This is a genomic window from Bacillus sp. ISL-57 (assembly GCF_018613135.1).
GTDB classification, from domain to species: domain Bacteria; phylum Bacillota; class Bacilli; order Bacillales; family DSM-1321; genus Peribacillus; species Peribacillus frigoritolerans.
The window spans coordinates 93,073-105,995 of sequence record NZ_JAGGQV010000017.1 but is presented as its reverse complement, the minus strand read 5'-3'; the positions used below and the strand labels follow the sequence as shown (position 1 = coordinate 105,995).

The 12,923-nt window shown below is 42.0% G+C and carries 16 protein-coding genes; 4 read left to right on the top strand and 12 right to left on the bottom strand.

Annotated elements, in window-relative coordinates; all coding sequences use genetic code 11:
* Window positions 1-5 precede the first annotated feature (5 nt).
* The 4 genes from yhbY to J7I90_RS20045 are packed head-to-tail and all read right to left on the bottom strand — an operon-like array spanning window position 6 to window position 2,780.
* Window positions 6-296 (bottom strand): ribosome assembly RNA-binding protein YhbY, encoded by a 291-nt coding sequence (gene yhbY / locus J7I90_RS20060; protein WP_034308574.1) that lies wholly within the window; start codon window positions 294-296, stop codon window positions 6-8.
* The gene (gene aroE / locus J7I90_RS20055; protein WP_214773462.1) at window positions 290-1,132 is read right to left on the bottom strand and encodes a shikimate dehydrogenase; all 843 of its coding nucleotides are present in this window, start codon (window positions 1,130-1,132) and stop codon (window positions 290-292) included. Before aroE ends, yhbY begins: the two co-directional genes overlap by 7 nt.
* Window positions 1,133-1,152: 20 nt before the next feature.
* Window positions 1,153-2,262, bottom strand: coding sequence for a ribosome biogenesis GTPase YqeH (yqeH, locus tag J7I90_RS20050; RefSeq protein WP_222619913.1), 1,110 nt, complete (start codon window positions 2,260-2,262; stop codon window positions 1,153-1,155).
* A complete protein-coding gene (locus J7I90_RS20045; protein WP_214773461.1) occupies window positions 2,259-2,780 on the bottom strand; it encodes a YqeG family HAD IIIA-type phosphatase in 522 nt (173 codons plus the stop codon). The genes yqeH and J7I90_RS20045 overlap by 4 nt, the downstream gene beginning before the upstream one ends.
* A 466-nt stretch (window positions 2,781-3,246) precedes the next feature.
* Between J7I90_RS20045 and J7I90_RS20040 the strand changes: the two genes are divergently transcribed.
* A complete protein-coding gene (locus J7I90_RS20040) occupies window positions 3,247-3,387 on the top strand; it encodes a sporulation histidine kinase inhibitor Sda (RefSeq protein ID WP_034311351.1) in 141 nt (46 codons plus the stop codon).
* 52 nt (window positions 3,388-3,439) lie between these two features.
* Here the strand turns inward: J7I90_RS20040 and J7I90_RS20035 are convergent, their stop codons facing one another.
* Window positions 3,440-4,225: a phosphatidylserine decarboxylase gene (locus tag J7I90_RS20035; RefSeq protein ID WP_214773460.1), complete on the bottom strand. Its 786-nt coding sequence runs from the start codon at window positions 4,223-4,225 to the stop codon at window positions 3,440-3,442.
* A 145-nt stretch (window positions 4,226-4,370) separates the two neighbouring features.
* Between J7I90_RS20035 and pssA the strand changes: the two genes are divergently transcribed.
* Entirely contained in the window at window positions 4,371-4,910 is a 540-nt protein-coding gene (gene pssA, locus J7I90_RS20030; protein WP_214773459.1) for a CDP-diacylglycerol--serine O-phosphatidyltransferase, read from the top strand.
* Between the two features lie 64 nt (window positions 4,911-4,974).
* Here the strand turns inward: pssA and J7I90_RS20025 are convergent, their stop codons facing one another.
* Window positions 4,975-6,765, bottom strand: coding sequence for a M3 family oligoendopeptidase (locus J7I90_RS20025; protein ID WP_214773458.1), 1,791 nt, complete (start codon window positions 6,763-6,765; stop codon window positions 4,975-4,977).
* 161 nt (window positions 6,766-6,926) lie between these two features.
* On the opposite strand from J7I90_RS20025, the gene J7I90_RS20020 reads away from it, so the two are divergent.
* A complete protein-coding gene (locus J7I90_RS20020; protein ID WP_214773457.1) occupies window positions 6,927-7,229 on the top strand; it encodes a hypothetical protein in 303 nt (100 codons plus the stop codon).
* Between the two features lie 189 nt (window positions 7,230-7,418).
* On the opposite strand, the gene sigK is transcribed toward J7I90_RS20020, so the two are convergent.
* The gene (gene sigK / locus J7I90_RS20015; protein ID WP_048682796.1) at window positions 7,419-8,141 is read right to left on the bottom strand and encodes an RNA polymerase sporulation sigma factor SigK; all 723 of its coding nucleotides are present in this window, start codon (window positions 8,139-8,141) and stop codon (window positions 7,419-7,421) included.
* Between the two features lie 189 nt (window positions 8,142-8,330).
* On the opposite strand from sigK, the gene J7I90_RS20010 reads away from it, so the two are divergent.
* Window positions 8,331-8,519, top strand: coding sequence for a sporulation protein YjcZ (locus J7I90_RS20010; protein WP_214773456.1), 189 nt, complete (start codon window positions 8,331-8,333; stop codon window positions 8,517-8,519).
* Window positions 8,520-8,842: 323 nt separating this feature from the next.
* Here the strand turns inward: J7I90_RS20010 and J7I90_RS20005 are convergent, their stop codons facing one another.
* From J7I90_RS20005 to mtnN, 5 genes are all read right to left on the bottom strand, one after another.
* Window positions 8,843-8,983 carry a YrzI family small protein gene (locus J7I90_RS20005; RefSeq protein ID WP_072273247.1) on the bottom strand — a complete coding sequence of 47 codons (141 nt, stop codon included), beginning with the start codon at window positions 8,981-8,983 and terminating at the stop codon, window positions 8,843-8,845.
* A gap of 708 nt (window positions 8,984-9,691) precedes the next feature.
* Window positions 9,692-9,958, bottom strand: coding sequence for a YrhC family protein (locus J7I90_RS20000; protein ID WP_251025384.1), 267 nt, complete (start codon window positions 9,956-9,958; stop codon window positions 9,692-9,694).
* Between the two features lie 113 nt (window positions 9,959-10,071).
* Complete coding sequence (locus tag J7I90_RS19995) at window positions 10,072-11,208, bottom strand: bifunctional cystathionine gamma-lyase/homocysteine desulfhydrase (protein ID WP_214773455.1); 1,137 nt, start codon at window positions 11,206-11,208, stop codon at window positions 10,072-10,074.
* 1 nt (window position 11,209) lies between these two features.
* Window positions 11,210-12,133 carry a PLP-dependent cysteine synthase family protein gene (locus J7I90_RS19990; RefSeq protein WP_214773454.1) on the bottom strand — a complete coding sequence of 308 codons (924 nt, stop codon included), beginning with the start codon at window positions 12,131-12,133 and terminating at the stop codon, window positions 11,210-11,212.
* 94 nt (window positions 12,134-12,227) lie between these two features.
* Window positions 12,228-12,923, bottom strand: a complete 696-nt coding sequence (gene mtnN / locus J7I90_RS19985; protein WP_048682777.1) for a 5'-methylthioadenosine/S-adenosylhomocysteine nucleosidase — start codon at window positions 12,921-12,923, stop codon at window positions 12,228-12,230.

Genomic DNA, 12,923 nt, shown 5'->3' with positions numbered 1-12,923 from the left:
GTTCCTTAAGGTAATTTAAGTTGTTTGTTTTCTTTTGATTCTTTATACAGCACAATTGTGTTGCCGATAATCTGAACCAATTCCGCCCGTGCACCTTTTGATAAAGTAAGCCCCACATCATTGCGGTCCTCTTCACAGTTTTGCAGGATGCTGACCTTGATCAATTCACGTACTTCAAGCGCCTCACCAATTTGCTTGATGAGATTATCATTGACTCCGCCTTTACCAACTTGAAAAATTGGATTGAGGTGATGGGCCTTTGATCGTAAAAATCTTTTTTGTTTTCCTGTTAACATGTGTTACCTCCTAGTTTGTTCAAGACAATATCTGTCATTCTTGCTGTATCCGGCATAATGCCTGTCCATATCTCAAATGCAAGTGCGGCCTGGTTGATGAACATTCCCAGACCATTTTGCGTTTCCGCCCCTTTTTCCCTAGCTTCACGCAGCAGCTTGGTTTGCAGAGGGTTATAGATGATATCACTGACAATTGCACCGGTTTTAAGCTGATCGACCTTTAACGGCGAATGATCCAGTTCAGGACTCATTCCAGAAGAAGTCGTTTGGATGATTAAATCATATTGTGATAAGCTTTCTTCCGCTTCGATAATCGAGAGTGCCTTCGATACTTTATCATATGGGCAATCAGAAACAAGCTGGGCCGCTCTTTCCTTTGTCCGGTTTGCAATATCAACTTGCTTTACCCCTTCTTTCACGAGGGTAAAATAAATCGCACGCGCAGCACCGCCCGCTCCGATCACTAACGTTTTTTTAGCCTTGATGTCACCTGATATTTCATCGCATAAAGATTTAAAAAATCCTTTTCCGTCTGTATTATACCCTATAAACCGACCATTTTTGTTAACAACCGTATTTACAGCCCCGATTGCCAGGGCCAGTTCATCCACTTCATCAAGGAAAGGGATGATTGAAGTCTTATGTGGGATCGTGATGTTAAACCCTTCTATACCAAGGGCTTTCATGCCTTTCACGGCATCGTTCAAACCTTCTTTCGTCACATGAAAATGGTGATAAACCGCTTCTATATTTTCTTTTTCAAATGCATCATTATGAATGTCCGGTGACATCGAATGTGCAATTGGATCTCCCATTACCCCATATATCTTTTTCATAGACTAGACGACCCCTATATTTAGATTAATGATTTGCGAACGATCACATTGACGCCCTTTGGAACATGTGCAACGATTTTCGCCCCTGGCTCATTGACCGTCACCCAGCCAAGACCAGAAAACACAATATCCATTTTACCATCTTTCAAGGAAAATTCATGTGGAATCAGCTTCGGAAACTCCTCGATTTGTTCCGGCCTTGGGGGAGTCAGTAATTCCCCGGCATGGTTTTTATACAATTCATCGGCATTTTCCAGTTTCGTACGGTGAATATTCAATTCGTTCGAAAGGTAGCAAGTCAATGAACGCCTTCCGCCTGAGACATAGTCCAACCTGGCCAACCCTCCAAAAAATAGCGTCTGCCCTTCATTCAGTTGGTACACTCTCGGCTTGATTTCCTTTTTCGGCATAATCACCTTGAAGTCCCGTTTGTCCACATAGTGAGCCATTTGATGGTGATTAATGATTCCAGGTGTATCGATCAATGCCTGTTCATCATCCAAAGGAATTTCAATCATATCCAAGGTAGTCCCAGGGAAGTGGGAAGTCGTGATGATATCACTTTCACCGCTCACTTCTTTTATAAGACGGTTGATGAAAGTCGATTTTCCTACATTCGTACAGCCCACCACATAGACATCTTTGCCTCTGCGATACCGCTCGATCGCATCAGCAGCTTCAAGTATGTGCTTTCCCTTTTCCGCACTGACAAGCAGGACATCGATCGGGTTAAGACCCAATTCCTTGGACGATTGCTTCATCCAATTGATCAACTTGTTCGGTTTTACCGATTTAGGCAATAAATCGACCTTATTTCCGATCAGAAGAACATCATTTCTTCCTACAAATCGATGAAGGCCAGGCAGCCAGCTTCCATTGAAATCAAAAATATCGACGATTTTGACGATTAAAGAGTCGGTTTCGCCTACTTTATTCAAGATTTTCAAGAAGTCATCGTCTGTTAATGATACATCCTGAACTTCGTTATAATGTTTCAATTTAAAGCAGCGCTGACAAACGATGCTCTCTTTTTCCAGAGCCGATTTAGGGGCAAAGCCCAACTCCTTCGGATCTTCAGTCTGGACCTTCACACCGCAGCCGATGCACACTAATTCTTGATGATTGTTCAATTGTGATCCTCCCATTCTAGCATTCCTTTTCGTTTAAAAAACGCCATGATCTTTCTTTCAAAATAACGATTGATCCTTGTTCTGAATTCGTCGGTTTGTGCGACAGGGACCACCAAGATCGTATGAAACCCGCCTCTGTTCCCTCCCAATACATCCGTCAATAACTGATCGCCGATTACCACCGTTTCTTCTAATTTCAATCCCATTGTCTTACGGGCTTTATGGAAAGCCCTTGCCATCGGTTTTCTGGCCTGGAAAATAAACGGAATGTGAAGCGGATCGGAAAAAGCCCGAACCCGATTTTCATTATTATTGGACACAATCGTCACTAAAATCCCATGATCCCGCATATTGTCGAACCATTTGATTAAATCGGGGGTGGCAGTCGGCCTATCCCATTCAACGAGAGTATTATCCAAATCGGTAATGACGCCCTTAATCCCTCTTTTTTTCAATTCTTGAGGATCTATATTAAAAATGCTTTTAACATGTTCACTCGGCAAAAATAATTTAAGCATATTGGCACCTCTATATTTTCATTAAAATTTACCGTTTCCATCATATCGAATTTTCAGCCCACTTTCAAAAAAAATTAGGAAAGAATGGCTAACGGTAAAGAAACATCATAATGTATGTTTTCTGATATGGAAAGGCATTTTTCATTAAATAATGGGAAATTTGCAGGCAGACCAGAACCAAAGAACTAATTAGTCATAAAAGATTTCGACAAAAATTTCATTTATTCAACCTGTGGATAACTTTACTAACATTTTCCATACTGATGGACACCATTTCGTTCACTTTGTAAACAACTTAACCACAGGTTATCCACTTTTATCTGTGGATAACAGAACGATTGTTCTCCACGTTTATTTCTGATACAGTAGGGGTACATCAAGGAAGACTTATCAATATATGCAAGTAAACACCAAATTATTCCTCGCAATTCCTACTGGAGGTGAGCAGCCCTTAAGTGGCGTTCTGATGCAAAAACTATCTGATGACCTGTTGCTTGAATCCTATTTTAAAGCACAGAATTTAAAGTTGAGTACCGATTTCATCCGCCTCATAGAAACGGAAATTCATCGAAGGTCCCTAACACATAAAATCCGATCCATATTTTAATATGAAATACATAGGCTGACATCAAATGTCAGCCTCTTATTTTCATTTGAAGTTAGACCGCTCTCATGTATCCAATTGTTTCACCTACACGGACATCTGCGGGAATGGATATATTTTCTTCAAGTTCAAAACTTCCTTTTTCAAAAAGAAGCACAACTGTGGACCCAAAGCTGAAATAAGAAAACTCCTGCCCTTTTTCCAATTCATCCGCATCATCAGTAATGACGATCGAATTTATGAACATGGCACCGACTTTCACCATTGCCAGATTCCCCGCCTCATTTTGAAGTTCAGTTATTGTCCGGTAATTTTTTGATAAAGGCTCTTTTCCATATTTCATCCCCCATTTATTAACGGGGTATGATTTCCTTCCAAGCGTCCATCGTTTGACCACGGAACCCTTGATTGGCGCATGGATCCTATGGTAATGACTCGGGCTTAAGTATAACACGAGATATTTGCCGCCTAAGTACTTTTCCAATAGAAGCTCATCCCCGAGCATTTCCTCCATTGAATATACCTTTCCCTTAACGACGATCTTTTTATCAGCGCGTATCTCCCCTGAGTCCTCAAGTACACCGTCCACGGGACAAGCTACCGCAGATGGAACTGCCGTAATTGGCCTCGCGTCAGCCTTTAACTGCCTTGTAAATAGCTCGTGCAAATTGGTATATGCTTTTAACTCCTTACCAAATTCCTGTTGATTAAGGTTGAATGTTTTTACATAAAGTAAAATCAAGGGCCTGCTCCAACGAGATTGGCTAAAGTGCTTTAATAAACCTGATGAATACTGACCATTCGTCAGTTCAATAAGAACGCGATACAAAGACTGAAACAAAATATAACCACTCCAAATTGTTAAATTGTAAAATTATTCTAAAATCCCCTTGCATAAATTGTATTAAATAAAATATTATTATATAATAAATACTTATGTTTACTATATTTTGTTTTAATTTGTTTCATTTGAAAGGAGTGAAAAGATGTTTTTATTACACGCCCTAGATCAAACCATTAAAAAAGTGAAAGCACAAACAGCAAATATACTTACCCTAATTAATTTATCCCTTGGTGGATTTGCGATAATTGCCGTGATGCACGGTCAATTGAATTTAAGCTTGCTTTTAATCTTCCTGGCAGCCCTTGCAGATCGCTTTGACGGTATGGTTGCACGGAAATTCAACATTGAATCGGAATTGGGTAAGCAACTTGATTCCATGTGTGACATCATATCCTTTGGCGTCGCACCGGCTCTATTATTATACCAAGGAATATTGATAGAATTCGGAGCACCTGGCACACTCTTCACGGTTTTCTATATTGGCTGTGGCGCGTTTCGTCTCGCCCGCTTCAATATAAGTGAAAGCAATGGATATTTTACAGGAGTGCCCATTACGGTTGCGGGCTGCATCGCCACTTTAAGTTATCTAGTCATCCCGTATTTCCATCCGGTCTTTTTCTTATCCCTCATGATTATATTATCATTACTTATGGTCAGTCCATTTAAACTGAAGAAAGTTTAATAAGAAAGCGGATGTCCTAACCGGACATCCGCTTTTTTTGTTCCTATTCCAGCCTAAACCCATCTTATGCTTTTCGGACTAATGGGTCGGTCAAACGCATGAATTCTTCTACATCCACCATACAGGCATTGACCGCTTCTTCCCAAAAATCGCGGGTCTTTAAATCGACGCCTAAATGCTTCTCCGCCAAATCCTCGACATTCATGGAACCGGTATCCTTTAATAGCGCGATATATTTTTCTTCGAATCCTTCAGGTTCTTTCAGGGCATTCGCGTATATGCCTAATGAGAATAAGTAACCGAATGTGTACGGGAAATTATAAAATGGTACACCAGTAATATAAAAATGGAGCTTTGAAGCCCAGAAAGTTGGATTATAATCACTTAAAGCATTGCCATAAGCTTCTTTTTGTGCATCGACCATCAGTTCATTCAATCGTTCAGCACTGACATATCCTTGCTTTCTCTCGTCATAAAACCTAGTTTCGAATAAGTAGCGGGCATGGATATTCATCAATAATGCCACTGAACGCTGAATTTTATCTTCTAAAAGCACCAGCTTTTCTTCCTCACTGGCTGCTTCCTTCACAGCTGCATCCGCTACGACCATTTCAGCAAAAGTGGAGGCGGTTTCCGCCACATTCATTGCATATGACCGATTCAATGGATGGATATCCCTCATCGCATAAGAATGGAATGCATGTCCCAATTCATGAGCCAATGTCGATACATTGGACGGTGTGCCCGAATACGTCATGAAAATTCTTGACTGCTTATTTAATGGAAAGCCGGTGCAAAAACCGCCTGGTCTCTTACCTGGTCTGTCTTCAGCTTCAATCCAGCTGTCTTCAAAAGCTTTTCGGGTGAAGTTCGCTAATTGAGAGCCGAACTTAGAGAATTGCTGGATGATGAAGTCTGCACCTTCTTGATAATCCATTACTTTGGATTCTGCGGTAACAGCGAGCGGTGCATCCAAATCCGCCCAACTTAATTCATCCAAATCCAGTAACTCCGCTTTCCTTTTTAAAAACCTCACAAGCGGCTCTTTATGATCGGCAATTACATTCCACATGCTTTCGAGGGTTTCTTTTTTCATCCTTCCTATTTCAAGAGGCTCTTTCAAAATATCATCCCAGCCCCTTTTTTCATTCACACTGAGACGGAAGCCAGCCAAGTGGTTCAAAGTCCGGGCAAACAGGTCACTTTTTTCCTCCCAAGCCTGTTCCCACGAAGTAAATAATTCTTTCCGGGCCCTTTCATCAGGATCAGAAAATTTATTCGCCGCTTGGCCTACAGAAAGCTTTTCACCTTTATAAGGGATGGTCATTGAACCGACGATCGTATCATACATTTGGCTCCAACCTTCGAAACCGTCCATGGCCAATTGGGTGATTAATGATTCTTCCTTCACGGAAAGCTTTTCCTTTGCCTTTTCCCGACGTTCATTCAATACGAATTTCAATTCATTCAATGGTTCTTTTTCGAGGATTTTCTTAAAAAATGCATCATCAAGCTGTATCAACTTCTCATCCAGCTTGCTTAACACCATATTTAGTGAAGCGACTATCTTCATTTGTTTGATCCGCAGCTGACCAGCCTTTTTATCCTGCGCATTTTGAGCTTCCAGGCATCCAATGAAGGCACCTGCCTGTGAAGATTTCATATTTGTATTTTTAAAAAGATCAAATGCGTGTATTAAACTGATTTCATCATTTCCTACCGGATTGATATTGCTTACAAGCCTGTCTAATTCTTTTACCTCTTCGTTGAATTCATCTAAAAAAATCAGGAACTCCTTGGAAGAGCTTCCCCCTTTAAAAAAGATATCCAAATCCCATGTCATAGAATATCCCATACTAAATTGCCCCCTTTTTATCACTAACCCCATTATAGAGGTTCATTCATTATTTTTCTAATTAAAAGGAATTTTCAGTATCTTTCAGAACATTTTTCTATATCCCAGATTAAAAGCATGTTATGATGAATATATTCTTGGGAAAGGGGTGGTTGATTCATATGAAATTCTTTATTCACATGTCTGCCATCATCCTGCTCCTTTGGACACTGCCCATACAGTTCCACCATCATGCACAGCAGCTAACCATTGAAGAACATACCGATGTCCACCATTGGGATAAGGCTGACAAGAAACAGCCTTTCGTGCCGTCCTTTAGTTCATGGCAGTCACTTATCGTAATACTCATTTTCGAATTTTCCATTTTGGGCTTTCTTTATTTTCACTCGAATCTTCTACGGCGATATCTCAGTCCCGTTTTTTATCAGGCGAATTACGTAGCCTCACGCTCTGACATTTTATAAAAAATAAAATGGAGGAGTGATTCATATGTGGTTTCGACTAATTATGGTAGGGGTCTTTTCTTTAACCGCTTCACGTCTGTTCCTTTTTCAGGGAATCGAAATTTATCATGCATTTACAGATTTGATCAGAAATAAATATTAAAAAAAGAGTGCGGGGAAATTCCCTCGCACTCTCTTTGTTTACCATTCCTATCCTTTAGCTTTCTTTTCCTTCTCTTTTTCTGCCCTGTAAAATTCATGGAACATCTTCATCAAAGCACGTTTTTCGATCCTTGATACATAACTGCGGGAAATCCCAAGCTCTTTTGCGATTTCCCTCTGGGTTTTCTCCTTTTTCAAATCCAGGCCAAACCTGCCTACAATGACTTCCTTTTCGCGTTCATCCAAAATATCAATATACTTTTTCACCTTTTCAATTTCCATATTAAGCTGAATCGTATCGATGACATCCTCCGATTCCGATTTCAGCACATCGATTAAACTGATTTCATTACCTTCCTTATCCTGACCGATCGGATCATGCAGGGAAATATCTTTCTTCGTTTTCTTTGTCGCACGTAAATGCATCAAGATCTCATTCTCAATGCATCGCGCCGCATATGTGGCAAGCTTCGTACCCTTACCATCCGAATAACTCTCAATGGCCTTTATCAACCCAATTGTCCCAATCGAAATCAAATCCTCTGTATCTTCGCCCGTATTCTCGAATTTCTTGACGATATGGGCAACAAGCCTGAGATTATGTTCAATCAGGATGTTGCGGGCATCACCGTCCCCTTCACTCATAAGCTTCAGATATCTCTTTTCATCCTGAGATGACAAGGGCTGGGGAAAAGCATTGTTTTTCACATAGGAAACAAATAAGTAAAATTCTTTGATAATATAGCCGACAACTGTAAGTATTCCGGGCATTGGCTTCATCCCCCGTTTCTTTGGTTTCCCTATTCATACCTATGCAACAGTGGGCTTGTTCGTGTCTGTCCCACAAAAAGAAATCACGAAAGTATTAAATGTTCAAACCAGCCTGGATGAATTCACAAACGAACGAAGGCAAATGTTCATATAATGATAGGGAATTTTTTAGGGAAAGGGGGTTTTACGATGGGATATAACTATGGACCATACGGATGCAGCTATGGTTATCCGGCTCCTGCGCCTTGTTATGCAGGGTCCGGTTCCGGCTTTGGTTATGGCCTGTTTATTGTCCTCCTGGTTTTATTGCTCATTTTCGGGTTTTGGTGGTTGCCGGGATGTGGATTTGGTTATGGAGGATCAGGTCCGTGCTGCTGATTCAGGCAAAGAAAAAAACTCGGCCCGAGGGCCGAGTTTTCCCATTTTACCTATTCATATCTAACGTTGCCGTTTCGAGTAGATCAGCGTCATGACCATCTTGATCAACATCTCTTCAATTTATCATGTTTCCAATGGCATTTTCCGCTGTTCATATACATACAAACCATGACAATGCTGGCCATGCACCGGGAAATCCGTTAGCCGGTATCCTTCTCCTGCCAATAGCAACGCTTCTCTCCTTTTACGTAAAACAAGTTCAACATATTAACCTCCACCTTTCTTTAATTTTTTTATGAACGGAATACCTACCTCATATGTTTTTAGAAAAAAGGACGATGCTTCATCGCTTTATCTAGATGTTCTTCTCGAATCTTGTGGATTCTCTCCTGTTGCAAACATTCCTCGGCAGTCATTTTTTTCATTTTAATCGTGATTGTGAAAAAAAGCATATTCAGTGTCATAATATCACCTCCTTTAAGGGAGCGGCCCAACAAAAAGGCATAAAAAGGCCGCAGAAAGTTACGTCCTCCTGCGGGCTTTTTTAGAGAATATAAAAAGACCGCAGGATAAAACACTTCTCCCTGCGGCCGCTATGTCTGAATGATTAATAAAGCCAAATTGCTTTAGAAATATTCCGCTTGGCACAGGTCGAATGTTATGTGATTGTCATTTGAAACGGACCGGCTGATTGCGACGACTCCATGTAGATACAATGTCATTTTCTTCGACCTCCTTTGGAATATTTTTTATTACTTGGTAAGTATATCCACAAATTCGATATTTGTAAACGGCTTTTGCCTATTTATTTGAAAATTTCGATCTTTTTACCCATTTTCAATAGTCATTATTGCCTTAAGAAGGTAAATCGTATGATAAATCTGCCCCTTAATGGGCTACAACCATTGGAATAATAAAAAAACCTGATTCTTTAAAAGAATCAGGACAGACTGTAGATAAACTCGAGTTTGTCTACAGATTTAATGAGGGTTTGTAAAATCTCGAACGTCGATTTCCTCTTCAGGCACTCGCTTTCCGCGAGCGGTCCGGGAGCCTCCTCGGCGCTTTTGCGCCTGCGGGGTCTCCCCTCGACGCGCTTTCCCCGCAGGAGTCTCGTACCTTCCGTTCCAATCGACTTAGTTTATTACCCTTTGTCTAAACTAAGGTTGCTTCTATTGTTGTAAAGTGTCCTGGTCATCCATTTCGGCCAAGATCTTCTTATATTTTTTTGATAATGAGAAAAATACTATGGATATGCCCAGGAACATGATTGTCGCTCCCATATAGACATATGTGCCAATCATCGCTTTGTCGTCAGTGGGAAGGATGGTTCCTATATAGAAGAACGAACCAACACATAACAAAGTGATCGCAAATTGTTTAAAATCGACCATTTTCGAACGCAGCATTGCCGCCGTTTGTTTTTTGCGGTTTTTCATGCCATTCCACCTTCTTTCAAGCTAATAAGATATCGATATCTCATTCTACCATATTTATTCCAAATGACAGGGTGTAAATAATGGCAGTCAGCTATGAAGCGGTCCCTAAACGATTATCCTTGCAGCGCTTGTTCCAAGTCTTCCAATAAGTCTTCAACATCTTCCAGACCTACTGAAATACGAATCAACCCATCAGTTATCCCAAGTTCTGCACGACGCTCAGCCGGAATGGAAGCATGTGTCATCAAGGCCGGAATGGAAATCAAGCTCTCCACTGCCCCCAGACTTTCCGCAAGTGTAAAGTATCTCACTTTGTTCAAAACGGACTCGGCCTTTTCCGCACTGCCGACATCAAATGAAACCATACCGCCGAATCCACGCGATTGTTTTTTGGCAATATCATGATTTGGGTGGTTTTCAAGACCTGGGTAATAGATTTTCGAAACGCCTTCATGACCGGATAGGAAACGAACGATTTGAGATGTATTTTTTTCATGTTCTTCCATCCTGATTCCCAGCGTTTTAATGCCTCGCATCAGCAACCATGAATCCTGGGGCCCTAGCACGCCTCCTGTAGAGTTTTGGATGAAATGAAGGTCATTGCCAAGCTTTTCATCATTCACCACGACAAGACCCGCTACAACATCACTGTGTCCCCCCAGATACTTGGTTGCGCTATGAAGCACGATATCGGCTCCAAGTGAAAGCGGATTTTGCCAGTATGGCGTACTGAAGGTATTATCCACAATGGTGAGGATGCCGTTTTTTTTGGCTATTTTTGATACTTCTTCCAAATCGGTGATTTTCAATAATGGATTCGTCGGAGTTTCAATGAACAGTGCTTTCGTATTGTCCCTTATCTCTTTTTCGATCGAGTGTATGTCACTCGTATTGATGAACGTAGCTTCCACCCCGAAGCGGTTAAGCACTTTAGTGATGACCCGGAAAGACCCTCCATAAACATCATCTGTCATCAATACATGATCACCATGACTGAACAGCATCATAACCGCAGTCATCGCTGCCATTCCTGATCCGAAGGCGAAACCTCTTTTTCCTTCCTCGAGATCCTTGATCAATTCTTCGAGGGCATAGCGGGTCGGGTTGCCTGTACGGGAATATTCGTAGCCCCGATGATTCCCAGGACCATCCTGTTTATATGTGCTCACTTGATAAATCGGCACCGAAACCGCCCCTGTTTGTTCATCACCAAAAATGCCGCCATGGATCAATTGTGTTTTTTTTCTCATTTTACATTCCTCCCTGATAAATTTTTTTACTTAAGTAACGTTCACTTGAATCCGGAAATATGACGACGATATTCGCCCCCCGGGAAGCCTTGGCCGCTTCTTTCATGGCCGCTGCAAATGCCGCACCGGAAGAACTGCCGACAAGAAGGCCTTCTTTAATCGCCAATTCCTTCACCATAGCGAAAGCGTCACGATCGCTTATCGTATGGATTCGGTCAAAATACGTTTCATCCATATAGGCTGGTAGAAATTCCATCCCGATCCCCTCTGTTTTATGGGGTCCTGCTTTTCCGCCGTTTAAAATCGATCCTTCTGGTTCGACAATGACGGTTTTGACAGCAGTGTTCTTTTCTTTCAAATATCGCGATGTTCCCATGAATGTCCCGCCCGTCCCGGCACCGGCAACAAACACATCCACATCGCCTTCCATCTGTTCCCATATTTCAGGTCCCAGCGTTTTATAATAGGCATCAGGATTGGATGGGTTGGCGAACTGCTGGGGACAATATGATCCCGGAATTTCAGCCAGCAGCGCCTTAGCCTTGGCGATTGCTCCTGTCATCCCTTCCTCTGTCGGGGTTTGGATCACATTCGCTCCAAGGGCACGCATCAATTCCTGTTTCTCGGTGCTGAATTTCTCCGGAACGCAAAATATCACGTCCACCCCACTGTTTATCGCAGCCAACGCCAAGCCAATCCCGGTATTCCCGGCAGTCGGTTCGATGATCGTCCCGCCCTTTTTCACCTTCCCTGTCTCCAGCGCTTTGGCTAACAGCTCTTGACCAAGCCGATCCTTCACACTGCCTCCCGGATTGAAGTATTCCAGTTTGGCAAAGATACGGACTCCATCCGGAAGCGGGAAATGGGTGATTTCCATCATCGGCGTTTCCCCTATCAACTCATGAATGTTTTTAAAGACTTTCATATTCGGACATCCTTTCGTAGTTATCCTACCAATTTAATGAGGATTATGCAATAAAGAATGATCAGCAGAAAAGCTTCCGCTGACCACTTACCATTCATTTCATTTTTTCAACCATTTTCAAAATCAGCGCCGCTGAATGAAGAGCCGCAGTTTCCAGGAATTTATCAAAGGAAATATTGGACTCCTTACCTGCAATATCCGAAAGGGAACGAATGATGACAAACGGTGTTTTGAATTGGAAGGCTACCTGTGCAATGGCTGCCGCTTCCATTTCCACCGCGTATAAATCAGAGAATTTCCCTCTGACGAACTCAACCCTGTCAGGATCATTCATGAAAGAATCCCCCGTCACGATCAACCCTTTCGCCACTTGTATATCCTCGATTTCTTTTGCTGCTTCTTCTGCGATTGCAAAAAGCTTTTCATCCGGTGTGAAAGCTGCAGGCAACTGAGGGACTTGACCGTATTCATATCCAAAAATCGTCACATCGACATCATGGTGCCGCACTTCCGTGGATATGACCACATCCCCTACATTCAGTTCTGGGTGATAACCGCCGGCAGAGCCAGTATTGATGACCGCATCCGGTTTGAATTTTTCTAACAGGATTGCAGTGGACATTGCCGCATTCACTTTACCGATACCCGATTTAAGTAAAATGACCTCGATACCATTCAGTGTGCCTGTATTGAACTCGGAACCGGCAATGGTCACCTGCTCCAACCCTTCCAATTTATCACGTAAAATCGTAACTTCTTCTTCCATTGCTCCGATTATGGCTACCTTCAT

Bases quoted from the DNA above. Each gene is read 5' to 3' on its own strand.
- yhbY (WP_034308574.1), bottom strand. From the start codon at position 296: ATGTTAACAGGAAAACAAAAAAGATTTTTACGATCAAAGGCCCATCAC.
- aroE (WP_214773462.1), bottom strand. From the start codon at position 1,132: ATGAAAAAGATATATGGGGTAATGGGAGATCCAATTGCACATTCGATG.
- J7I90_RS20045 (WP_214773461.1), bottom strand. From the start codon at position 2,780: ATGCTTAAATTATTTTTGCCGAGTGAACATGTTAAAAGCATTTTTAAT.
- J7I90_RS20040 (WP_034311351.1), top strand. From the start codon at position 3,247: ATGCAAAAACTATCTGATGACCTGTTGCTTGAATCCTATTTTAAAGCA.
- pssA (WP_214773459.1), top strand. From the start codon at position 4,371: ATGTTTTTATTACACGCCCTAGATCAAACCATTAAAAAAGTGAAAGCA.
- J7I90_RS20025 (WP_214773458.1), bottom strand. From the start codon at position 6,765: ATGGGATATTCTATGACATGGGATTTGGATATCTTTTTTAAAGGGGGA.
- J7I90_RS20020 (WP_214773457.1), top strand. From the start codon at position 6,927: ATGAAATTCTTTATTCACATGTCTGCCATCATCCTGCTCCTTTGGACA.
- sigK (WP_048682796.1), bottom strand. From the start codon at position 8,141: ATGCCCGGAATACTTACAGTTGTCGGCTATATTATCAAAGAATTTTAC.
- J7I90_RS20010 (WP_214773456.1), top strand. From the start codon at position 8,331: ATGGGATATAACTATGGACCATACGGATGCAGCTATGGTTATCCGGCT.
- J7I90_RS20005 (WP_072273247.1), bottom strand. From the start codon at position 8,983: ATGACACTGAATATGCTTTTTTTCACAATCACGATTAAAATGAAAAAA.
- J7I90_RS20000 (WP_251025384.1), bottom strand. From the start codon at position 9,958: ATGAAAAACCGCAAAAAACAAACGGCGGCAATGCTGCGTTCGAAAATG.
- J7I90_RS19995 (WP_214773455.1), bottom strand. From the start codon at position 11,208: ATGAGAAAAAAAACACAATTGATCCATGGCGGCATTTTTGGTGATGAA.
- J7I90_RS19990 (WP_214773454.1), bottom strand. From the start codon at position 12,133: ATGAAAGTCTTTAAAAACATTCATGAGTTGATAGGGGAAACGCCGATG.
- mtnN (WP_048682777.1), bottom strand. From the start codon at position 12,923: ATGAAGGTAGCCATAATCGGAGCAATGGAAGAAGAAGTTACGATTTTA.